Here is a 24,507-nt window from a genome sequence, read left to right as displayed (position 1 = left end):
TTTTCAATCGCATTTAATTATGATTCAAATTGATAAAGTGGTGTACTTAAATAACGTTCACCGTTACTCGGGATAATAACAAGTACCTTTTTCCCTTTACCTAACTTTTTCGCAACTTCTGTTGCTGCATAAATAACTGCGCCTGAAGAGATACCAACTAAAATACCTTCCTCTTTAGCCACTCTTCTCGCATATTCAAATGCTTGCTCTGTTTTCACTTGAATAATTTCATCATATACTTCTACATCCAACGTCTCCGGAACAAATCCCGCCCCAATTCCTTGGATTTTATGTGGACCTGGTTTCCCCCCAGATAATACTGGTGAATCTGCAGGTTCTACTGCATAAATTTTAATATCTTTATACGCTTCCTTCAGCACTTCACCAGCACCAGTAATCGTTCCACCTGTACCAATACCTGCAATAAACGCATCTAATTGGTCGCCCATTTGTTCAATAATTTCTGGACCTGTTGTTAAACGGTGAATTTCTGGATTTGATTGGTTTTTGAACTGTTGTGGTATAAAGTAGCCATGCTCTTTCGCTAATTCAGTCGCTTTACGAATTGCTCCACCCATCCCTTCAGGACCTGGAGTCAATACTAATTCAGCACCGTAAGCACGTAATAAATTACGACGCTCAATACTCATTGTTTCTGGCATTACTAAAATTGCATTATATCCTTTAGCAGCCGCTACCATCGCTAAACCAATCCCTGTGTTACCACTTGTTGGCTCAATGATTGTATCGCCCTCTTTTAACAATCCCTTTTTTTCAGCATCTTCAATCATAGCTAGTGCAATACGATCTTTAACGCTACTCCCTGGATTCATAAATTCTAGTTTTAAGTATATATCTGCGCTGTCTGATTCTACGATGCGGTTCAACTTAACGATCGGCGTTTTCCCGATTAATTCTGAAACTGATTGTGCCACTCGCATTCCTGTCACTCCTAACACCGAGTATTTTTATTGGTTTTATCTATATTTAGATTTTGTCAGAAAATTCCCTGTTTGTCAATCTATTCGGAGGGTTAATCCCCTTATTACAAATTCTCAATTAAATTTGTAATATCTTCTTTAGAGAACTTGTATCGTTCATTACAGAAATGACAATGAACTTCTGTTTCTTCTTCTTCTTCACGAATTTGCTCTAACTCTGTTTTACCTAAACTAATTAACACACTCTCAATACGTTCACGTGAGCACGTACAATTAAATTGAACATCCATTGTTTCTAATACTTTTACTTTATCTTCTCCAAGGACTGCATATAGTAGCTCTTCTGGAGAAAGACCTTGTTCGATCAATGTTGATACAGGCGGGATTTTTTGCAAACGATCTTCAATGAATGAAATTGTTTCTTCCTGTGCGCCCGGCATAATTTGAAGGATAAATCCACCCGCCGCTAATACGCTGTCATCTCCATTTACAAGTACACCCACACCAACAGAAGAAGGCGTCTGCTCAGAAACTGCGAAATAATACGTGAAATCTTCCCCTAGTTCTCCCGAAACGATTGGAGATTGACCGATAAACGGCTCACGCATACCAATATCTTTAATTACTGTTACAAACCCTTCTGTACCTACCGCTTGATATACACGTAATTTCCCTTGTTCCGTTCCTTCAAAATCAACATGTGGATTCGTTACGTAGCCACGTACATCCCCATTTGCATGAGCATCTACTAAGATAGGGCCAATCGGACCATTACCTTCTACCTTAATCGTTAACTTTTGATCACCTTTTAACATCGCACCCATCATTGTACCTGCAGTTAAAGAACGACCAAGTGCCGCCGAAGCTGTCCTCCATGTATCATGACGTCTTTGTGCCTCACTTACTGTATTCGTTGTACGTACACTATACGCACGTACTTCTCCATCAAACGCTAACGCTTTTACTAAATAATCTTTCATACTTATTTATTCACCTTTCTCATGCTGTAAATTTGCATTACGCTCATATAACATATACAAGCCTTTTAACGTTAAAAATGGATCTACAATATCAATTACATTCGATTCTTCTGAAATTAATTTCGCCAATCCACCTGTTGCAATAACTTTCGGTTCTTGTTTAGCTTCTTCTTTCATACGCTTAACAATACCTTCCACTTGTCCTACATAACCATAAAGAATACCTGATTGCATCGCACTTACTGTATTCTTCCCAACAACACTGCTCGGTTTTGTAATTTCAATACGAGGAAGTTTTGCTGCCCTACTATATAAAGCCTCTGCTGAAATCATAATTCCTGGCGTAATAACTCCACCCATATAATGCTTTTCTTCATTAATATAACAATATGTAGTAGCCGTACCAAAATCAACAATAATAAGTGGACTTCCATACAATTGGATTCCCGCTACTGCATTTACAATTCGATCTGCGCCTACTTCACGTGGATTTTCATATTTAATATTTAGCCCCGTTTTTATTCCAGGCCCTACTACAAGCGGTTTAATTTTAAAATATTTTTCACACATACGTTCTAAAGCGAACATAATTGGTGGTACGACTGAAGACACAATAATACCTTTCACATCTTCAAACGAAAGACCCTCATGATCAAGTAACTGTTTTACAAGCATTCCATATTCATCTTCTGTCTTATGACGATCTGTTTCCATGCGCCAATGCTGACGAAGTTCCCCCTCTTCAAACACGCCTAGTACAGCATTTGTGTTCCCTACATCCAATACAAAAATCATATTCTCACCACTTATCTTATTTAATCTATATTTGTGTAGTATGTATAAAACTTATAAAAACATCATATCACACATACTTATATAATCAGCTTTCCTATCCTCATCATTTTACAAAAAGATTGCTCTCTATTTCAATTTTTAATACTAGTTTTACTTAAATTACTTTATCCACTAAGCCCTTAATAGTAATTAACAAAAATCTTAACAAACAAAAAAGGAGTGACGATAGTCACTCCTTCATTTCTTACTTATCTTCTTTATCTTCATCGTCTTTCTTCATATTGATGTTTACTTTCACATCATCTGAAGATGTTGGACGCTCAGGTAATCTGCCATAATCATATAAATGATTAATTTGCTCTGCGTCTAATGTTTCTACTTCAAGTAACGTTTTCGCGATAATATCAAGCTTATCTCGTTTTTCAGTAAGAATATGTTTCGCACGAGCATAACATTCTTTAATAATTGTTTGCATTTCCACATCAATTTCATGTGCGATTGCATCACTGTAGTTTTGTTCTGAATGGAAGTCTCTTCCTAAGAATACCTGACCACCTTGTGAGCTACCAAATTGCATCGGTCCAAGCTTATCACTCATACCGAATTCCGTAACCATACGTCTTGCAATACCAGTTGCACGTTGGAAATCGTTGTGAGCACCTGTACTTGCTTCACCAAATACAATCTCCTCAGCTACTCGACCACCAAGTAAACCAGTGATTTTATCAAGTAACTCTGGCTTTGTCATGAAGTAACGATCTTCCTTCGGAAGCATTACCGCATATCCACCAGCCTGACCACGAGGGACAATTGTTACTTTATGAACGACATCAGCTTCATCAAGAACAACACCAATTACAGTATGGCCTGCTTCATGGAAAGCAACGATATTACGTTCTTTTTCAGAGATAACACGACTTTTCTTAGCTGGACCTGCAATAACACGATCCGTTGCTTCATCGATATCACTCATATCAATCTTCTTCTTATCTCGACGTGCAGCTACTAAAGCAGCTTCGTTTAATAAGTTTTCAAGATCCGCACCAGAGAATCCTGGTGTACGAGTCGCAATTGCTCTTAAATTAATATGCTCATCAAGCGGTTTATTACGCGCATGTACTTTCAGTACAGCTTCACGGCCATTTACATCTGGACGATCTACTGTAATTTGACGGTCAAAACGACCTGGACGTAATAACGCTGGGTCAAGAATGTCTGGACGGTTTGTCGCAGCAATGATAATAATACCTTCGTTTGCACCGAATCCATCCATTTCAACAAGTAACTGGTTCAATGTTTGCTCACGCTCATCATGACCACCACCAAGACCTGCGCCACGTTGACGACCTACTGCATCAATTTCATCAATGAAAATGATACAAGGAGCATTTTTCTTTGCATTTTCAAATAAATCACGTACACGTGATGCACCGACACCGACAAACATCTCTACAAAGTCAGAACCACTGATAGAGAAGAATGGAACGCCAGCCTCACCTGCAACAGCACGTGCTAATAAAGTTTTACCTGTACCTGGAGGTCCAACTAATAGGACACCCTTTGGAATACGGGCACCAACTTCAGAAAACTTACGAGGGTCTTTTAAGAATTCAACTACCTCGACAAGTTCTTGTTTCTCTTCATCCGCCCCAGCAACATCTCTGAAACGAACTTTTTTCTTTTCATCATTATATAACTTCGCCTTACTTTTCCCGAAGTTCATAACACGGCTACCGCCGCCTTGAGCCTGGTTTAATAAGAAGAAGAATAAAATGAAGATGATGACAAACGGAATGATTGAAGTAAAGAATGTTACCCAAGCACTTGTTTCTTCTGCTGGTTGATACTTAACTTCGGCACCTTTCGCTTTATCATTGATTTTCTTTTGTAATTCCTCAGTATTTGGTGCATAAGTAACAAATTGTTCTCCTTGGCTAGAGTTATTGAATTGTCCTTTTACCTCAAATACACCATTTTTCGGTTGAAGTTGCACATTACGCACTTCACCGCTTTCTAGTTTAGTAATGAATTTGTCGTAGCTAACTGATGTCGTTTTTTGTGTCGAACCATTAAAATAGCTCACGATTCCAATTACTACTAAGAATATCAGTAAATAAAAGATGGTATTACGGAAGATACGATTCATTCCTAACCTCCTCTCACGGCATAAACACTATAGTAAATCGTAACATAGAAAAACTTTCCTATACAATTGTAAAGCCTGTATTTAATTAATTTGAGTAAACGCTTGGTTTTAATACGCCTACATAAGGAAGATTACGGTACTGCTCTTTATAATCTAATCCATATCCTACTACAAATTCATGTGGAACAGTAAATCCAACATAATCCGCTTTCAGATCAACCTTACGGCCTGTTGGCTTATCTAATAATGTAACAATTTTTACAGACTTCGCTTTACGATATTTGAATAAGTCTACTAAGTAGCTTAGTGTAAGACCACTATCAATAATATCTTCGACGATTAAAATATCGCGACCTTCTACAGAAGTATCAAGATCTTTTAAAATTTTCACTTCGCCTGTTGAAACTGTAGAGTGACCATAACTAGATACAGCCATAAAATCCATTTCAAGATATGTATCTGTTCTCTTTAATAAATCTGCCATAAATGGCATTGCGCCTTTTAATACACCAATTGCAAGAGGTACTGTGTTTTTATAATCCTCTGCAATAACTGCACCTAGTTCGCGCACCTTTTCTTGTATTTGTTCTTCAGAAATTAATACTTTTTCGATATCTTGATTCATCATTTCATTATCCTCCCGGAAGACTCCTTGCTTTTGTAGTGAATAATCATATATTTACCCTTCTTTGCCATCTCTTTCGAAATTGCAAATGCAGATCGCTTCAACAAGGGTACCCAAATAATGTTCCCACTTGCATCACAAACGACCGGCCATTCTTCTCTTTTTTCTTTTGGTACTTTCGCTTCGATAAAAATAGCTTTTATCTTTTTCGTGCCATCCATACCTTGTATTGACATGCGATCTCCATTTTCCCTAGAACGAATACGAAGTGGATATGATATATCATTATACTTAGCAACAAATACTGTTTCATTCATGTTACTTGGTATATCTTCGCTCACCTCTGTTACAAATTCATCCCCGTTCAATAGTGTAATGGTCCCGGGTACTGATAAATCTTGCAAAAAAGGAGAGACAATTTCTTGTTTAAATCTAAAGCTACACTCCTCGTATGTGCGAACAATTTTCAAATCACCTGGAAAATCAAGTGAACCTGAAGGTTGTGTCCGCTTAAAAAACTCAATCACCTTGTCAATATGTATAGAAGAAAGAGAAGATGGAATCTTATATTCATAAAGATAGTTTAATATTAGTTGAATCCCTCTTCTTTGTAAAGGCATAGACATGGATTCAAAGGCAGGAATTGATAAGCTAATTTGTTTATCACTTTTTTTTGTAATTACTTTATTCATTTTCTCAAAAGCTAATTCCTGCAAATAAGCCTCATCCTCTTGCATCTGCACGCTAAATTTTTGGAATTTCTCATGCATTTGTGGATTTTCTTCTTTTAAGTGAGGAAGGACATATTTACGTAATCGATTCCTTGTATATACTTCCTTTTTATTACTCGGATCTATACGTGGAATTAAATTTAGCTTATTACAGTAATCAACAATTTCTTCCTTCGTTACCCCAAGTAACGGCCTAATTAAATATCCATTATGAAAAGGACGCTTCACTGCAATTCCTGCATATCCTTTCGGAGTACTCCCTCTTACAAGACGCATTAAAATTGTCTCGACTTGATCATCTCCATGATGTCCAAGAGCAACATATCTTGCATCATATTTCTTCATTATTCTTTCCAAAAATGCATATCTGCATTCTCTAGCAGCAACCTGTGCATTCATTCCGTATTGCTGTTGATATTGTGATACATTAATCCTTATCGTTTCACAAATAATTCCCAGTTCTTCACAAAGGTCCTGCACAAACTGTAAATCCTCATGAGATTCATCACCTCTAAACATATGATCCACATGAGCTACTACAATTTCCAACTGTTTTTCCGCTCTTTTTTCTAATAAATAATATAAAAGGGCTAACGAGTCAGGACCACCAGAAACTCCCACAACAATTGTTGAATCATTCTTTAATACATCATGCTGCTTTACAAAGTCATCTACTTTTTCAACAAATGTATCTTTCAACTTCGCAATCACCTTTCATTAAACAAGAACAGCAACGTTAGTTACCTTGTCTATAATGGTACAACTTTTACAAACATTGTGCAAAAAAAAGATATACAAAAATTACATTTTTATCTTACATCCTCCGTGTATATTCATAAAATCAATAACATTACCTTTTCCCACAAAAAAACCTAGGTATTCACCTAGGTTTTTAAAATCAAATTATAGATAAACATTCCACTTATATTTTACTGCGCCTGCATTCCTACAATCGGAATCGTAGCCCACTTCGGCATATTTTTCTTCACTTTTGCCACCACAATAGTCATATCATCATTTATATAACCATCACAAGAGCGAATCACTTCTTCCATAATGATATCAGCAATTTCTTGCGGGTCTTCGGTTTGCAATTCTTTAATTTTCCGCTTCATCCATAATTCATGATTCTCTACATGCTGCGCGCCCTCAAAAATCCCATCGCTCATCATAATAAGGATATCGCCCGTTTTTAATTGTTCACCCACCACATCAACTTCAACATCTTCGATGATTCCCATCGGTAAATTACTTGCTTCAATTTTCAAAATATTATTCGCGCGTTTAACAAAACTCGGCGTTGATCCAATCTTTAAAAACCTAGCACTCGCATCCCGCAAATCTACCATAGCTAAATCTAATGTTGTAAACATCTCTTCTGTCGTTCTCAAAGAAAGGATTGAATTGATAGACTTAATAGCTATTTCTTCATCAATACCCGATTGGAGTATTTTTTGTAATAATTTCACCGTTTCCTTACTTTCCATATGAGCTCTTTGCCCATTACCCATACCATCACTAATCGCAAGTGCGTATTTACCAACACTTAAATCCATCATCGCATAAGAGTCACCCGAAACAAACCCACCGCCTTTTGCGGCTGTAGCCAATCCTGTATCAAGAGAATACGTCTTCGCCGAACCAAATGATATTAAACTGTGACCATTCGGATAAGAAGACTTTTCTTCATGTTTAACGACAATATTTTCTTTAAGGATATCCGAAAGCATCGGTGCAACTAACTTTTCACATTCACCATGTTCATTAGATGCAACTGGAATCAACATTTCAATATCAATACTTCCTCTATCTAAACAATAAATATCAACATGCTCTACTTCGACACCAAAATCACGGAACGCTTGCATAATCTGCTCTTCCTGCACTTGATGATTTTCACGCTCTCGTTGTATCTCCTTAGCAAAATCTTCCATAACTTTTGATACACCTAATAGTTGCTCCGCTACTATTCTACGATTTTCCTTCATTTGTTTTCGCAATTTTTGTCCCTCATAGAAGTGATCTAATTCACCCGCTACTAAATCCGTCACTTTTTTCCCTCTCACACAATGCTTGTCCCACTCACGAACTAATTTACGATTATGTTGCAGGGTTCCTTCTTCCGTTTCATTCATTATTTGTTTCATATAATCGTACGTTTTATCGAAATTCACTACCCAGCATTGATCCTTTTTAAAGCACGTTTGACATGTTTTCGCAGTAATTGTACTCAAAAACAAATCTGCTTCTGTCTCTTTATCTTCTTCCTCTACATACCCATATACAGAAAAACTATTAGATAAAGCAGCAAATACATTTGCGAATTGGTTGATTTTGTTCGCTGTAACATCACGCATCCTTCTTAAATATTGTTGTTGATCTTGCGAATGCTCTTGTGTACCTGGCATAAATTTAGCAATACGATCCAAAACAAGCTTTGGCGTTAATAAGAAGATAGCAATCGCTACACCTGACTCAATTAAAGTTGTTACAATATTTGTCTGCTTGTCTACATATAATGTAATTAAGCTTGTCCCTATTAATAAACCTAAACTAACACCTAAACGCTTCCCTTCTTTTAACAACCCACCAAGTAATCCAGAAAAAGCGAGAAGGCTAAGCTGAGACAAACTAGACACATTTGCTAAACTTAATATCAATCCTGTTACGACCCCCACTGTAGATCCTGTAGCAGCACCCGCAATAAATGCAAATACTAGTACTAAATACCTTGTAAAAATATGTTGAATAGAAGCATCATATACAAACCAATCTGTTGTACCCGTTAAAACAGATGCTAGTAATATAATCAAACAAACAATTTCTTCTGTCTCTAAAGCCTGTTGTTTTCCTTTCCTTTCCACTAAAAGCGGGACACTTTGTAAAAATATCATAGTTAATACGAAACTAAGCCCAGCCTCAATGGTACTAACGAGTAAATCGTACATGGTGACAGTTTGTTGCGCAAAATATACAACAACTAAGTGTGCGGTTAATGCGGAGATAAATACTTGAAATGGAACAAGTCCAACGGTTTTACGTGTAAATCTACTAAAGAAGATATTATAAATGAAGAAAGTAAAGATAGATGCAAAAGTAAAAAACAAATTATCTATCGAGACTGAAAGAGCTCCTCCCATTAGAGCTAAAAATGCTAGCGGCATCTTATCCCGCTTCATAACATAAACAGCAGCAAAAAACGGTAGTGCAAACGGTAAAATATTTGTTAATATATATGCTCTTCCCAAAAGAAAACCAATAACAACAATAATAAATCCCCATCTAAAGAAAACTTGTTCGAATTTCATTCGCAACTTACTCGTCCACTTTATTCCTCCAAGCTGACTCTCATTCATTGCCAATGCACTTGTATTCATAGTATTCCTTCCTGCTTTAGGCATATTTTTAACACCACCTGCATAGTTTAATTACTGTCATTATAAAAGATGATTGTTGGGATTTTTGTCAAAACAACAGTTTTCACTTTTATAATCGTTCGACTTTTTATTCGAAATAACTCTACAGATATACACGGTATGTAAGTTATCCTTGATTTTTTAATTAAATATTCAGAAAATATAGGGTGATTTTGTAGAAGTGTTGTATGTCTTAATCCATTTAACAAAAAAAGATCATGCAAATTTGCATGATCTTTTTAGATGACCCGTACGGGATTCGAACCCGTGTTACCGCCGTGAAAGGGCGGTGTCTTAACCACTTGACCAACGGGCCGTTAAAATAAATATAGCGGCGGAGGGGATCGAACCCCCGACCTCACGGGTATGAACCGTACGCTCTAGCCAGCTGAGCTACACCGCCATGTCGTCTTATTTAACGGACAATTAGTATCTTACATCAGATATTATTTAAAGTCAACACATCTTGAAAACTTTTTTAAAATATATTTTCACATATAAAAAAGCACCCTGAGCCATCACTCTGGGTACCTCTCTATATGTTAAAAACTAAACGGCCTTATTATCCGCGACGTGCGCCACGGCCACCACGTTTAGACTCTGTGTTACGCTTTAAAGAAGTTAAACGATCTTCGCTATCCTTTAAGAAGCGTGCCATCTTTTGCTCAAATGTTTCTTTTGGAGCTCGGTCGTTACCGCCACCACGATTATCTCTGTTGAAAGAGCGATTATTACGTTGTGGACGTCCAGAACGTTGTTGATCACCACCGCGTTGGTATTCACCGCGTGGACGATCTCCTTCTGTTTTTTCACGTTCTTTCGCTTTTTTGATAGATAAACCAATCTTTCCATCTTTTTCAACATTAATAACTTTTACTTCTACTTGGTCGCCCACTTTTAAGTGATCGTTAATATCTTTTACATAGTTATCAGCAACTTCACTAATATGAACAAGACCAGTTAAGCCTTCTGGCAGCTCCACAAAAGCCCCAAAATTTGTAATACCTGTTACTTTACCCTGTAACTTGCTGCCTACCTCGATTGACATAAAAAAAATGCTCCTCCTTAGTGGTTAAAAAGTCAAATTTTACTTTATTATATATAATCCTAAAATATAGTGTCAATAAGACATACTCTACTTCGAAACAGGAAAAATTATCTCCCCTTTACCAGAGAAGAAATAATCCCTTCTAGCAATCTTTAATACGTACTCTTCATCATTTAACTTTTGAACTTCGTCTTTTAGACTTTTTTCTTTATTCGTTAATGAATCCAGTTCTTTTTTCATGTCCTTAACTTTTGCTTCTTTTGCTTTAATGGAACTGTTTTGTTGATAAAACGTTACACTAATACTCGCAATAATTGTAAAAGTAAAGACAAGAAAAACCGCTAAACGGCGATAAAGTCGCTTCCTGTTCTCATCCGTTTGTATTATATGCTCTTTAACAGGATTTGGACTCTGTTTTTCGATTGTTCTTTGTCTCAGTTCCCTCATTTCCGAGGTCCCCCTAACTTCTTTTTTATACGCTCCCATATTTGGAAGATATGTCCCTTCAATTTTGCTATATATTGCAGGAACCCTATATGTTTCACTATAAAAAGTTTAACACGATTAGGGAGAAGTTTCCATATGAGCGAAGCAATAAATCGAACAGGCCAGAAAAAAACTTTCCATATGAAAAGTAATATCCAAATCACAATTTTCCATAACACATGTCCAATTGAAAGCAGTATACGAAATAAGAATAATATAAATGCAATAAATAGCTGCGCTATAATAATAACAGGTTTTATCATGAGTAGCTGTATAATTCGAACAAAAAAATATGTTGTTTGCATAAAAATATAGATGAGAAAATTTAACAGCTTCATGTATAGTGCTTTCAGTAAGCTTTGATATGCCGCAAAACCACATAACAATGCCAAAAACACATATATACGTAGTTCAGCTTCATTTACGAGAAGCAATACATAAAAGACGAATAATGCTTGGACAATCCAAAATAATATATCTTGTATAAATACAAGCCAACGTTTACGTTCTTGGCGCTTTAAAAAACGTTGATATGTATCTAAAGACGCTCCAATCCAAGCACCCATTCCAATCATTGAAAGCATTGTATACAACTGAATTGTTAGACTCATTTAAACAACTTACTAAAGAAACCTTTAGTTTTTTCTCCTTGATTTTCATCAATATACAGCATCTCATTAACTTTCCCTTTAATCGACACAATACCTTTTTCTACATCTAAATTTTTCATTTGTAAATTTTGACCACGAATCGTTAAAAAACCCATTACGGTCTCTAGCAAAAACTCTTCGCTATCAAAACTCTCTACCTGCTTCACACCGGTAATATCAATTATACGCCTGCCACGCATAATAATGTCATGTTCTACAGAAACATTTTGTTGATTAGAAGACGTAGGTGAGTAACCATTATTCACGTAAATCCCCCCATAGGTTTTTACTAGCTAATAGTAATGTATGAGGGGATACATGATTTTAGAACAAGCCTTCTTCCGCTTTTACTTTTTCTTCACGAACTAAGCTATACATATTTGCTGCATCTTCTTTTTTAGTTGTTTCTTTCAATTCATTTATTTTTACAGTCACTATTTTTTGACCAAAACGAATTGTTAATTCATCAGCTACTTTCACATCAGAACTCGCTTTTGCCACTTGACCATTAATAGATATTCTTCCTTGATCAGCTACTTCTTTCGCTAATGTTCTTCTTTTAATTAAACGTGACACTTTTAAAAACTTATCTAGACGCATATCAAATCCCCCTATTAACGCTCTGTTTGTTTCGCTTCTTCCCATAAAACATCTAACTGTTCTAATGATAAATCTTCCATCTCTTTATTCATTTCAGCTACTTTTGCCTCCATGTATAAAAAACGACCAGTAAATTTCTCATTAGTTGAACGTAACGCCTCTTCTGGATCTATTTTGTAATGACGGGCTATATTAACAAATGCAAATAGTAAATCACCAAACTCACCTAGCATCTTTTCCTCATCCATGTTTGTAACTTCTTGTTGGAACTCTTGCCATTCTTCCAAAGCTTTCTCTATCATCGGCTGCACATCAACCCAATCAAATCCAACCTTACCAGCTTTCTTCTGAATTTCAAAGGCGCGTAGTAACTGCGGCAAACTTTTAGGAACGCCATTTAAAACAGATTCTTTCACGAATCCTTTTTCTTGTTTTTTAATTTCTTCCCAATTGGCAATCACTTCATCAGCATTGTTTACATCCGTATTTCCAAATACATGTGGATGGCGACGAACCATTTTTTCAGATAGAGTTCGAATGATATCATCTATAGAGAACCAACCTTCATCTTCTCCGATTTGAGCATGAAGCATAACTTGTAATAATATATCACCTAATTCTTCTACTAAGTGATCATCATCCTCTTCATCAATTGCTTCCAACACCTCATAAGCTTCCTCAATTAAATATTTCTTTAATGATTGATGCGTTTGCTTTTTATCCCACGGACAACCATTTGGACCACGCAGGTCTGCAATAATTTCTCTAAGAACATCAAACTGTTGATACAAGGACGCACGCTCCTGAACAGGTGGCACGTACACACTTGTTAAATTATTCAATTCCGTTTCATGATCTAACATGTACAACGGTACCTTCTTTACTTGTTCAAATGAAGTTCCTGCAGCTGTTACGATATACACTTCATAATCATCTGGCAACATCTCCATTAATGTTAATTTCACATCAGATGCAACGAATGCATCATATACTTGGCAAAAGATTAAATGTTGACGTAATTCTAATTGCCCTCTTTCAAATGATGTAGCATCAAGTAATTGAAATCCTTCAATCGGATCAATTTTTAGGCTTGCAAACATAGGATCAAGGAAACTTTGTCCACCCTCAATTCGCACTTCAACATTTGAAACGTCTCCTTTTTCCAACAATAGCTGAACTGTTCTTTCTGCTACAAGTGGATGCCCCGGAACCGCATAGATAATTTCTGTACCTTCAGCTTGTTCTAGCAATTTATTCGCAATTGTTTCATATACAATTTCAAACGTATCATGTGCTTCATATACAGCATCAAAAGCCGTATATTGTATACCTTCTTTCTCCAATTCTTCTATAACCGGATGTTCCTTCGTTCTAACAAACAGATGGTCTGCTTCTTTTATTTTTCGATATACACCCATCGTTAGCTGATCTAATTCACCAGCACCTAAACCTAAAACAGTAATGATTCCACTCACAACCTGTCACCTCTATCCACTCTTCTTCAATGAACCTTCTTTTTTCTCTTGTTTCATAACAGTTCCTAATTCTTTTTTTGTAAATACACGTAATTTTAAAATAAAAAACATATATGTCAATCCGCCGATGGCTACACCTAACAACGCTTCAAGCGTCGCGCTCGCTCTATGTTCCGTATCAATTACTAATCCAGACATCTGCAACACACGCGTGAACATCATTAATACAAATCCCATACAGATACCACTAATTACTACACCTAACATATTTCGCTTATTGATAAGTGACCCTGATACAGCTCTCATAAGCAACAAACTATTTAGTCCAGAAATTATGATTAACGCACATAAAGTCGCTAAGGCTGCCCCTTTCACACCAAAATAAGGCATGAATATATAATTTAACGCTAACTTTAAGCAACCTCCAAATACAACAAATAATGCTGGCTTAAATGTTTGTCCCAACCCTTGTAAAATAGAAGCCGTCGTAATTGACAATGAACTAAATAAAATAGATAAAGATAAAATAGATAAAACATCTGATCCATCACTATTTTCAAACAACATAATATTCGTAGGTTGAATAATACAAGTTAGTCCAATAGCTGCTGCAAATCCAATAACAAATGTTATTTTCATTGCTAACTTTACCTTTTCTTGAATAAAGGAAAGATCTCCTCTTTCCTTCGCCGCTGTAATAATTGGAATAAGTGATAACGAGAAAGAAGTCGTCACAACAGTACCTAATTGCATTAGCGGAATACTTCTATCATAAACACCCTTTAATACTTTTGCACTTTCAGCCTGTTCTCCCGCACCAATAAGTAAAGTGTACAAGGACATTGAATCAGCCATCTGTATAAAAATAAGCACTAAATTACTAACACAAATCGCTAACCCCTGCCAAAAAAGGATTTTAATTATCTTCCTTTTACCCTTAATTCTCGCTACACGTTTAAAAAATATGGAACGAAAATCTCGACGCATATACAACATAAGTACAATAATCCCAATAAGTCCACCCGCAATTGAGCCTAACATAGCCCCTGCACCAACTGTATATAAATCAAATCCGTGAGCAATTAGGAATAGCGATAAAAATACAATAATAGAAACTCGAATTGTTTGTTCTATTACTTGCGAAACAGCCGTTGGCATCATATTATTGAACCCTTGAAAATACCCTCTTGCTACAGACAAAAACGGCATCAATAAGAACGAAAATGAAATAACACGTACCAACTTATCTAAGTGCATATCGCCCATAGCTATCGCGATTGTTTCGGCCCCAAAAAACAATGTAAAGAAACCTATAAAACCAATTCCTAATAAAAACCAAAAAGATACACAAATAATTTCTTCTGCTTCTCTCTGTTTTCCCCACTCTAGTCGTTCTGCAACCATTTTTGAAATGATAACAGGAAATCCATAAGTAGCTAAAATTAAACAAAATCCATAAAACGGGTAAATTTGTTGGTAAATATAAAAACCAATATCCCCTGCTATATTTTGATATGGAATACGGTAAAAAGCGCTTAATACTTTTGTAACAAAACTTGCAATCGTTAATATAATAGCCCCACGCCAAAAGGCTTGATACTTCTTCGCTTCCATACAAGAAAACTCCTTTTTCTATTCTCACCTCTCGTATTATATCATAAAGAAAAGTACAAACTCCCTTACCACCACGGGTAATACTAGGTCCCTACACGTTAAAAATATTCAATGAAAAAAGGTAGCAAAGCGCTACCTTCATTCAATATACATATATCTCCAAATAATTGATTTCTCAAAAAGAAAGATCATAATTAGGAAAGATTGCTACTTCTAAAATCAATATACCCTTACTGTTCCATTTGTTTCGCTAAGAAACTGGCAGCAGTATTAACCGCTTTATGCTCGATTTCGCTTATAATAGCTTCTTTTGAAAAAATAATGACGGCTCCAATTGGGTCTCCGTTTGCAACAATCGGTCCAACTGTATAAGAATGAACCTTTTCTGTTACACCATCGATAATGGAAATATCACTTTCGTCCGTCATAATAACAGACTTTCTTTCTTCCATCGTTTTTTCGATTAGATCGCCAACACTTTTATTTAAGTATTCTTTTTTCGATACGCCTGATACTGCGATGATAGAATCTCGGTCACAGACAAGCACATTATGTCCTAAGCTGTCATATAAAGCCTCAGCATATTCCTTTGCAAAATCACCTAGTTCACTAATTGGAGAATACTTCTTTAAAATTACTTCTCCATCGCGATCAACAAATATTTCTAGTGGGTCTCCTTCTCGAATACGTAAAGTTCTACGAATTTCCTTTGGGATTACTACCCTGCCTAAATCATCAATTCGACGTACGATTCCAGTTGCTTTCATTCTAATGCTGCCTCACTTTCTACTGATGATCAAAGTGGTGAATTTACCTGTTCATGTAAAAATCACCAACTGTTAGACATAGTATTTTACACATTAGTTCTTCTATGCACGTCGAATTGTATTTTTTTATCTTATTTTAGGCATTTATTACTTCTTTTTTCACATCTGGTAAGCCTTTTAATAAATTTTCAGCAATTGTTAACCACTTCGATGTCTCTAAGCCATTTGTTTTCATAACAATTTTCAATTGTGATCCTTCCATTCCTAGACCGATCATACGCCCAAAACTATTTCCGAGCATGAATAATTTTCCACCATCAATATTTTGACTTGCTTGTTCAGAAAACAGGAATGTTACTTCAAATTTATTCTGCTTAATTAACTCAATTTGTTCTTTCATTGCCAACACTTTAATATTTGCAATTTGTAATAAATAACCAACTTCTTGTGGGTAATCACCGAATCTATCGATCATTTCTTCCTGCAATTCTTCAATATCCTCAATTGCAGAAACACCTCTAAATTGTTTATACATCATAATTTTTTGCTTACTATCTGAAATATAAGCATCTGGTAAGTATGCATCTACCTCTAAGTCAATTTCAACATTAACTGTATTTTCAGCCCCATCTGTTCCTCTTCGCTGTTCAATTGCATCTTTTAACATTTGAGAATACAGATCAAATCCGACAGAATCAATAAACCCATGCTGTTCTGCTCCTAACAAATTACCTGCTCCACGAATAGATAAATCTCTCATCGCAATTTTGAAACCAGATCCAAGTTCTGTGAACTCTTTAATTGCTTGCAGACGCTTCTCTGCAACTTCTGACAGCACTTTGTCACGTTTATAGGCAAAGTATGCATATGCAACACGATTAGAACGTCCAACACGCCCACGAAGCTGGTACAACTGTGATAACCCCATACGATCTGCATCAAATACAATTAACGTATTTACGTTCGGAATATCTACACCCGTCTCAATAATTGTTGTACTTACAAGAACATCATGCTGTCCTTCTAAAAATGATAGCATAACAGACTCTAATTCACTTTCGTTCATTTTCCCATGTGCGTACGTTACGCGAGCATCTGGAACTAACATCGAAATTTCATCTGCTTTTCTTTCAATATCCTCTACACGGTTATATAGGAAGTAAATTTGACCGCCTCTTGCAAGCTCTCGCTCTATCGCCTCTCGCATTAATGCTGGATTATACTCTACTACATACGTTTGGACTGGGAAACGATTTTCTGGCGGTGTCTCAATAACAGATAAGTCGCGCACACCAAGCATAGACATATGAAGCGTCCGCGGAATCGGAGTTGCCGTTAATGTTAATACGTCAACATTCGCCTTCAATTGTTTAATTTTTTCTTTATGCGTCACACCAAATCTTTGTTCTTCATCAATAATAAGAAGCCCTAAATCTTTATAAGTGACATCTTTAGATAAAATACGATGTGTTCCGATTACAATATCTATTGTGCCATCCTTTAAGCCCTTAATCGTTTCATTTTGTTGCTTTCTCGTACGGAATCTACTTAATAATCCTATATTGATTGGATAATCTTGAAAACGCTCTCGAATTGTTTCATAGTGTTGCTGCGCAAGAATCGTTGTCGGTACTAAAATCGCAACTTGTTTTTCATCCATAATTGCTTTAAATGCCGCACGAATAGCCACTTCCGTCTTTCCATACCCTACATCACCACAAAGGAGCCTATCCATCGGGCGTCCGCGTTCCATATCTTTTTTAATCTCGTCAATAGAACGTAACTGATCCTCTGTCTCTTGATATGGGAAAGATGATTCGAACTCTTGTTGTTCTGCCGTATCTGGCGTATATGCATAGCCTTTTGAAGCTTCGCGCTCAGCATATAGTTTAATTAGGTCATCCGCAATGTCTTGTACAGATTTTTCAACTTTCGTTTTAACCTTTTTCCAATCATTTCCGCCTAATTTGTAAACTTTCGGATCCTTACCTTCAGACCCTACATATTTTTGGACTTGATCAATTTGTTCAATTGGAACGTATAACTTATCATTACCTTGATATTTAATATTTAAATAATCTTTATGAACACCATTAATCTCTAATGTCTCAATACCTAAAAATTTACCTATACCATGATTTACGTGAACTACATAATCTCCAACTTTTAATTCCGAATAACTTTTAATACGTTCAGCATTCGATAACTTTTGTTTACGTTGTGATTTTTTAACTTTCTTATGAAAAAGCTCCTTTTCAGTAATGACAACAAGCTTTTGCATCGGCATTTCAAACCCTGCATGTAAATCACCTACAGCAATTTGTAGCCTTCCAGGCAATAAGATATCTGTGCCTTCTACAATATCTGCCTCAATATCATAATCACTTAAAATATGTTGTAATTTCTTCACACGTTCATCATCTGTTCCAAGTACAACAGTCGTAAAATGCCCTTCATTCCATCTATCAATTTCTGTTTTTAACAAATTCATCTGTCCATGGAAATCTTGCATTGTTTTACATGTTACATTTACAATATTTTGCGGATGTGTGTGTGCGATATGACGCAAGAATAACGTTAAATATACAAAACTTCTTTTTTTATGATGAAGAAACCCCTCAAATGCGTGAGAGAAAGATAAATCTTGAATAATTGTTCCTTCACCAAGAAGTGATATATACCATTCCGCCTCTTCTGTTTCAAGATGTGATGCTGTTTCTTGAATACGGGAAATCTCATCTAAAATTACAACACCATCTTCTGGTAAATAATCTATCAGACTAGCAGGTTCTTTATAGAAAATAGATAAGTATTTAAACATCTGTTCTATACTTTGCCCGTTTTTCAACATCTCAATTTCATGACTTACCGTCTCAAGCACTGTAGTCTTTAGTTTATCATCAGAAAGTTTTTGCATCGTCTTAGTCAAACCTTCTTCAAGATGCTGAATTCCTGATTTTAATTCTTCCTGTGAAAATAAAAACTCTGTTGCCGGACCAAACCTAACGCTTTCTTTTTTACCTTGAGAACGCTGTTCATCCACATCAAATAATCGAATAGAATCGACTTCTGTATCAAAAAATTCAATACGAAATGGTAGTTCTTCAGTTAAAGGATAAATATCTAATATTCCCCCGCGTAAACTGAACTCCCCTGGAGCTTCTACCATCGACTTACGTTCATAGCCAATATGATGTAAAGTATGCAAGAGCGCATCTAAATCAATCTCTTGCCCTAGATTGATTTCAACTTGCTTTTGCTTCCACAATTCTTTTATTGGTAAAAATCTACGCAATCCTGCCACTGGCGCTACAATGATTCCATTCTCTCCCGCAGCCAAGCGATTTAACACTTCTATACGTTGCGCCTTCAATTCTGGACTTGCAACCCCAATTTCCGATGCTATCAGTTCATTCACTGGATATAGCCACACATCTTTTTCACCAAGTAACGCCACTAAATCTTCATGTACTTTTTGTGCTTGGTATAAGTTATGTGTAACGATTAATTGTGATTTTTTTGTTTTTTTATATAAAGCCGCCATTAATAATGAACGAGAAGACGTTGCCATCCCTGATATAAGTTGTTCTTTTAACCCATCTTCTAATCCATTAATAACCGATTGTATCTCTTCATTTTTATAAAATTGCTCTAATAAACCTATCATTTTTAAAACTCCTCTCAACATAAAGAGCAAGTCATTCTATTTTATGCAAATATTTTGGAAAAGGAAAACAGAAAAATGCTTTGGACATGCCAAAGCGACAACATTTTATTGCAGAAATTTTTCATACTCATAATACTCAGGATAAGATGCGAGCGTTTCTTGACACGATTCACAAATTGTTTTTATATATATATTTCCATTCTCATGAAAATGAATCATCTCTACTACTTCTTGCTCTGTTAGTTGAAATAAAACGTCGCTATATACTTTTTCTGCGTTAATGGAGCCTACATTACCTCCGCAGTGTCTGCAATAATAATACCCTTCCATACTAGCCTCCTAAAAATTCAATTACTACTAGTATGGGTAAAACAAAAGAGAAATATTCCCAATCTCATTTTTAACTATTGAAAGTATTCATGATTTGGAGAAAAGGCTTATTTAGCCACTCTTCACATGCATCCGCTGCTTTTTCAATAGAATGGTTAACATCCGGAATCTCTTCAGATGTAAAGCGTCCTAATACATAATCGACTACCTTCATTCCATTTTTCGGGCGATCGATTCCCATACGGATACGTTGAAATTCTTGTGTTCCTAGGTGCGAAATCGTTGACTTTACACCATTATGTCCACCAGCACTACCTTTCATGCGAAGACGCAATTTACCTACAGGAATGTCTAAATCGTCGTACATAACAACGAAGTCCTCAACATCAATTTTATAATAATCCATGAGTGGACGAATACTTTCCCCAGATAAATTCATATATGTTAGCGGCTTTAATAAGATTACCTTTTCTCCATTAACAAACCCTGCACCAAATACACCTTTAAATTTTTGTTCATTCAAAGAAATGTTCCAACGCTTCGCAAGTTCATCAATGGCCATAAATCCAATATTATGCCTTGTTAATTCATATTCTCTACCTGGGTTCCCAAGTCCTACTATCAATTTCATTCTTGTACCACTACTTTCTTTTTTCGATACGAAAAGACGTAACCAAAATTGGTTACGTCTCATTCTATCCAATTAATTGAATAATACACTCACAGATTCTTCTTCGTATACACGAATGATTGCTTCTCCAATTAATGGAGCAACTGAAAGTTCATGTACTTTGTCGATTTTCTTCTCTTCTGGTAATACGATAGAGTTCGTTACAACTAACTCTTTAATATTTGAATTTTGAATACGCTCAATTGCTGGGCCAGATAATACTGGGTGTGTACAGCAAGCATATACTTCAGAAGCACCGTTCTCAACAAGAGCGTTTGCTGCTAATGTAATTGTACCAGCTGTATCAATGATGTCATCAATTAAAATCGCTGTTTTTCCTTCAATATTACCGATAATGTTCATTACCTCTGATACGTTCGGGCGAGGACGACGCTTATCAATAATAGCGATTGGCGCTTTTAGACGATCTGCCATTTTTCTTGCACGAGTTACACCACCATGATCAGGAGACACGATTACGATATCTTTAAGACCTTTTGTTTCAAAGTAATCAGAAAGAATCGGTACACCCATTAAGTGGTCGATTGGGATATCAAAGAACCCTTGAATTTGTGGAGCATGTAAATCTAGAGTGATTACACGAGTTGCACCTGCTGTTTCAAGCAAGTTTGCTACAAGTTTCGATGTAATTGGTTCACGAGAACGCGCTTTACGGTCTTGACGCGCATAACCATAATAAGGAATAACAATATTAATTGTTTTCGCAGATGCACGTTTTAATGCATCGATCATAATAAGTAATTCCATGATATGTTCGTTTACTGGGAAGCTTGTAGATTGAATAATGAATACATCGCAACCACGGATACTTTCTTCAATGTTAATTTGAACTTCTCCATCACTAAAACGATCAACAGAACATTTTCCTAGTCCTACTCCAATATGCTTTGCAATCTGCTCAGCAAGTTCCTTATTAGAGTTTAAAGAGAATACTTTCAAATTAGAATTTAGATATTGAGTCGACATCTAGATTAACCCTCCACATTATGATTTTTTCTTATTCAGCAATTGATCAACATAGTCTTCTTTGTTAACTTGACGTGCACGTGCTACCGATAATGCTTTTGATGGAACATTCTCTGTAATTGTAGAGCCTGCTGCCACATAAGCACCATCTTCAACTGTTACTGGAGCAACAAGGTTTGAATTACATCCAATAAATACCCCATTACCAATCACAGTTTTGAATTTATTCTTACCGTCATAGTTCACCGTAATTGAACCACAACCAAGATTCACGTCTTCTCCAACTTGTGCATCCCCGATATAACTCAAGTGTGAAGCTTTACTTCTATTACCAAAGACAGTTTTTTTGATTTCCACGAAGTTTCCAACGCGTACTTCGTCTCCAATAACTGAATCTGGGCGAATGTGTGCAAATGGACCAATCGATACTTCTGTACCAAGTTTACTATCATGTACAGTAGATTGACGAATTGTCGTACGATCTCCAATTTCACTATCACGAATTACTGTATGCGGTCCAATTTCACAATCAGAACCAATTACAGTGTTCCCCTCAATAATTGTTCCTGGATGAAGAACTGTATCACTACCGATAATTGCATCAGCAGAAATATAAGTGTTACTTGGATCAATAATTGTAACACCATTTACCATGTTCTTTCGGTTGATACGGTTTTTCATAATAATTTCCGCTTGCGATAGAGCGACTCTGTCGTTAACACCTAACGTTTCATCGAACTGCTCTGTTTGATAAGCTGATACGATATGACCTTCATTTTTTAAAATCTCAATAACATCTGGAAGGTAATATTCACCTTGTACGTTATCATTTGAAACTTTAGAAAGTGAAGCAAATAAAGCCTTATTATCAAAACAATACGTACCTGTATTGATTTCTTTAATAGCTAATTCTTTCTCATTTGCATCTTTATGCTCAACAATCTTTTCAACATGACCATTCTCATTACGAACAATACGGCCATATCCAGCAGGTTCTTCTATGTACGCTGTTAGCACCGTCGCCATTGCTCCTGCTTCTTTATGTTGCTGAAGTAATGCTTCCATCGTTTCAGCAGTTATTAGCGGCGTATCCCCACAAATAACTAAAGTTGTTCCTTCTTCATTTGCAAGTACACTTGCAGCTTGATCTACAGCATGTGCTGTACCAAGTTGTTCTGCTTGTAATGCAAACTCACTTACGTTTCCTAGCTGTTCTTGTACCATTTCAGCACCATGCCCAACAACCGTTACAAGTTTCTGCAATCCTAATTGAGATACTTGATCGACTACGTGTTGTACCATAGGTTTTCCACATACAGGATGCAGCACTTTGTATAGCTTAGACTTCATACGTGTGCCTTTACCTGCAGCTAGAATCACTGCAAATCTGTTTGACATATAGACCCTCCATCGCAACCTATTTATCCATTAAAGATATTATCCTAAATCATCATATATTTCAAGAAACACATTTTAACTATTAAATTTTACCATAATTCTTATAAGATGTTTTACTCTTTAGTATCTTTTTTAAGAAATAAGCTATACTATTTAAAATGATTTTGAAAAAATTAGTAGTTTCTTCTTTTTATGTTAATGAATTATGAAATTTTCAAATATAAAGCAAAAAAAAAAACAAACTCCTGTAAATGCTTACAGGAGTTTGCTACAAAATTATAAGGCTTTTCGTCAAAGCCCTTTTCATTCGAATTTTACGAAGCACCTGCTTCTTCAAACTCAACCTCTTCTAACTCGCCTAAACGATGATACTCTGTTAAAACCGCATCTTGAATTTTAGAGCGTGTACCAGAATTAATCGGATGTGCAATGTCACGGAACTCTCCATCTGGAGTACGTTTACTTGGCATTGCTACAAATAATCCATTATTACCATCAATTACACGAATATCATGAACAACAAATTCATGGTCCAAAGTAATAGAGGCAATTGCTCTCATGCGGCCTTCTGTGTTTACGCGGCGTAATCTTACGTCAGTCACTTCCATCTTGTGTTCACCACCCTTTTCTAAATAAGCGATATATTTGTATAAATTCCACAAATTTTCTATTTTCCCTTTAATTTTTTAAAAATTTTTAAGATAAAAATTTTTAATGTAGTTGAATATAGAGATTAGTGGAGGTTATCGCTTACAAAAGGTTACTTAACTAGGGCGATTACTTCAATTTCAACGGAAACATCTTTCGGTAATTTTGCTACTTGCACACAAGATCGAGCTGGTTTATGAGTAGAGAAATAAGAGCTATATACTTCATTCACAGCATTAAAATCATCCATGTCCTTTAAAAATACTGTTGTTTTTACGACTGTATCAAATGAAGCACCCGCTTCCTCTAATACCGCTTGTAAATTTTGAAATACTTGTTCTGTTTGTACTGTTACATCTCCTGTTACAAGCTCCCCATTTTCCGTTAATGGAATTTGTCCTGAGCTATAAAACATATTATTTACAATAATCCCTTGTGAGTAAGGTCCAATCGCTTGTGGTGCCTTGCTTGTTTGAACAACTTTCATACTTTTCACCCTTTTATTATTTATTTTACTCTTTAAAAATAGTGTA

General features: G+C 36.0%; 22 protein-coding genes and 2 tRNA genes. All 24 read right to left on the bottom strand.

Translation table 11 applies throughout. The annotated features are described in order from the left end of the window. Positions 1 to 17 precede the first annotated feature (17 nt). On the bottom strand, positions 18 to 941 hold the full coding sequence (cysK, locus tag MHH27_RS00385; RefSeq protein ID WP_001261712.1) for a cysteine synthase A: 924 nt from the start codon (positions 939 to 941) through the stop codon (positions 18 to 20). Positions 942 to 1,045: 104 nt separating this feature from the next. After that, positions 1,046 to 1,921: a redox-regulated molecular chaperone HslO gene (gene hslO, locus MHH27_RS00380; RefSeq protein WP_000656367.1), complete on the bottom strand. Its 876-nt coding sequence runs from the start codon at positions 1,919 to 1,921 to the stop codon at positions 1,046 to 1,048. 6 nt (positions 1,922 to 1,927) lie between these two features. Next, the gene (locus MHH27_RS00375) at positions 1,928 to 2,716 is read right to left on the bottom strand and encodes a type III pantothenate kinase (RefSeq protein WP_000578365.1); all 789 of its coding nucleotides are present in this window, start codon (positions 2,714 to 2,716) and stop codon (positions 1,928 to 1,930) included. Positions 2,717 to 2,960: 244 nt separating this feature from the next. Then, complete coding sequence (gene ftsH, locus MHH27_RS00370; RefSeq protein WP_001079669.1) at positions 2,961 to 4,862, bottom strand: ATP-dependent zinc metalloprotease FtsH; 1,902 nt, start codon at positions 4,860 to 4,862, stop codon at positions 2,961 to 2,963. An 85-nt stretch (positions 4,863 to 4,947) separates the two neighbouring features. After that, complete coding sequence (gene hpt, locus MHH27_RS00365; protein ID WP_000981846.1) at positions 4,948 to 5,490, bottom strand: hypoxanthine phosphoribosyltransferase; 543 nt, start codon at positions 5,488 to 5,490, stop codon at positions 4,948 to 4,950. Further along, positions 5,487 to 6,917, bottom strand: coding sequence for a tRNA lysidine(34) synthetase TilS (gene tilS, locus MHH27_RS00360; protein WP_000655457.1), 1,431 nt, complete (start codon positions 6,915 to 6,917; stop codon positions 5,487 to 5,489). Before tilS ends, hpt begins: the two co-directional genes overlap by 4 nt. Before the next feature lie 230 nt (positions 6,918 to 7,147). Beyond that, positions 7,148 to 9,619, bottom strand: a complete 2,472-nt coding sequence (gene spoIIE / locus MHH27_RS00355; protein ID WP_001123550.1) for a stage II sporulation protein E — start codon at positions 9,617 to 9,619, stop codon at positions 7,148 to 7,150. 259 nt (positions 9,620 to 9,878) lie between these two features. Beyond that, positions 9,879 to 9,950: transfer RNA gene (locus MHH27_RS00350), tRNA-Glu, on the bottom strand. Positions 9,951 to 9,963: 13 nt separating this feature from the next. After that, positions 9,964 to 10,037, bottom strand: a tRNA-Met gene (locus tag MHH27_RS00345). A 159-nt stretch (positions 10,038 to 10,196) separates the two neighbouring features. Next, positions 10,197 to 10,682, bottom strand: coding sequence for a S1 domain-containing RNA-binding protein (locus MHH27_RS00340; RefSeq protein ID WP_000021451.1), 486 nt, complete (start codon positions 10,680 to 10,682; stop codon positions 10,197 to 10,199). 87 nt (positions 10,683 to 10,769) lie between these two features. Then, positions 10,770 to 11,129, bottom strand: a complete 360-nt coding sequence (gene divIC, locus MHH27_RS00335) for a cell division protein DivIC (RefSeq protein WP_001208739.1) — start codon at positions 11,127 to 11,129, stop codon at positions 10,770 to 10,772. Beyond that, positions 11,126 to 11,779 carry a spore cortex biosynthesis protein YabQ gene (yabQ, locus tag MHH27_RS00330; protein WP_000059781.1) on the bottom strand — a complete coding sequence of 218 codons (654 nt, stop codon included), beginning with the start codon at positions 11,777 to 11,779 and terminating at the stop codon, positions 11,126 to 11,128. The genes divIC and yabQ overlap by 4 nt, the downstream gene beginning before the upstream one ends. Beyond that, positions 11,776 to 12,084 (bottom strand): sporulation protein YabP, encoded by a 309-nt coding sequence (gene yabP / locus MHH27_RS00325; RefSeq protein WP_001059104.1) that lies wholly within the window; start codon positions 12,082 to 12,084, stop codon positions 11,776 to 11,778. Before yabP ends, yabQ begins: the two co-directional genes overlap by 4 nt. A gap of 58 nt (positions 12,085 to 12,142) precedes the next feature. Continuing rightward, positions 12,143 to 12,418 carry an RNA-binding S4 domain-containing protein gene (locus MHH27_RS00320; protein WP_001234876.1) on the bottom strand — a complete coding sequence of 92 codons (276 nt, stop codon included), beginning with the start codon at positions 12,416 to 12,418 and terminating at the stop codon, positions 12,143 to 12,145. 14 nt (positions 12,419 to 12,432) lie between these two features. After that, positions 12,433 to 13,893: a nucleoside triphosphate pyrophosphohydrolase gene (mazG, locus tag MHH27_RS00315; protein WP_000014278.1), complete on the bottom strand. Its 1,461-nt coding sequence runs from the start codon at positions 13,891 to 13,893 to the stop codon at positions 12,433 to 12,435. 12 nt (positions 13,894 to 13,905) lie between these two features. Continuing rightward, positions 13,906 to 15,507, bottom strand: coding sequence for a putative polysaccharide biosynthesis protein (locus MHH27_RS00310; RefSeq protein ID WP_090978608.1), 1,602 nt, complete (start codon positions 15,505 to 15,507; stop codon positions 13,906 to 13,908). 230 nt (positions 15,508 to 15,737) lie between these two features. Beyond that, positions 15,738 to 16,274, bottom strand: coding sequence for a stage V sporulation protein T (gene spoVT, locus MHH27_RS00305; protein ID WP_000648306.1), 537 nt, complete (start codon positions 16,272 to 16,274; stop codon positions 15,738 to 15,740). A 136-nt stretch (positions 16,275 to 16,410) separates the two neighbouring features. Continuing rightward, entirely contained in the window at positions 16,411 to 19,941 is a 3,531-nt protein-coding gene (gene mfd / locus MHH27_RS00300; RefSeq protein WP_000579684.1) for a transcription-repair coupling factor, read from the bottom strand. A gap of 105 nt (positions 19,942 to 20,046) precedes the next feature. Continuing rightward, the gene (locus tag MHH27_RS00295) at positions 20,047 to 20,271 is read right to left on the bottom strand and encodes an anti-sigma-F factor Fin family protein (protein WP_000399438.1); all 225 of its coding nucleotides are present in this window, start codon (positions 20,269 to 20,271) and stop codon (positions 20,047 to 20,049) included. 70 nt (positions 20,272 to 20,341) lie between these two features. Further along, positions 20,342 to 20,902, bottom strand: a complete 561-nt coding sequence (gene pth, locus MHH27_RS00290) for an aminoacyl-tRNA hydrolase (protein ID WP_000767702.1) — start codon at positions 20,900 to 20,902, stop codon at positions 20,342 to 20,344. 72 nt (positions 20,903 to 20,974) lie between these two features. Next, complete coding sequence (locus MHH27_RS00285; RefSeq protein ID WP_000107420.1) at positions 20,975 to 21,928, bottom strand: ribose-phosphate diphosphokinase; 954 nt, start codon at positions 21,926 to 21,928, stop codon at positions 20,975 to 20,977. An 18-nt stretch (positions 21,929 to 21,946) separates the two neighbouring features. Next, positions 21,947 to 23,326: a bifunctional UDP-N-acetylglucosamine diphosphorylase/glucosamine-1-phosphate N-acetyltransferase GlmU gene (glmU, locus tag MHH27_RS00280; RefSeq protein WP_053563253.1), complete on the bottom strand. Its 1,380-nt coding sequence runs from the start codon at positions 23,324 to 23,326 to the stop codon at positions 21,947 to 21,949. A 314-nt stretch (positions 23,327 to 23,640) separates the two neighbouring features. Continuing rightward, positions 23,641 to 23,934 (bottom strand): septation regulator SpoVG, encoded by a 294-nt coding sequence (gene spoVG / locus MHH27_RS00275; protein ID WP_000454041.1) that lies wholly within the window; start codon positions 23,932 to 23,934, stop codon positions 23,641 to 23,643. 152 nt (positions 23,935 to 24,086) lie between these two features. Then, positions 24,087 to 24,461, bottom strand: coding sequence for a RidA family protein (locus MHH27_RS00270; RefSeq protein ID WP_000869823.1), 375 nt, complete (start codon positions 24,459 to 24,461; stop codon positions 24,087 to 24,089). Positions 24,462 to 24,507: the final 46 nt, after the last annotated feature.

Origin of the sequence: Bacillus sp. FSL L8-0152, assembly GCF_038006365.1 — a bacterium.
Taxonomy (GTDB): Bacteria; Bacillota; Bacilli; order Bacillales; family Bacillaceae_G; genus Bacillus_A; species Bacillus_A cereus.
Note: the sequence above shows the minus strand (reverse complement) of the source record. Positions and strands in the feature narration are given on the sequence as shown.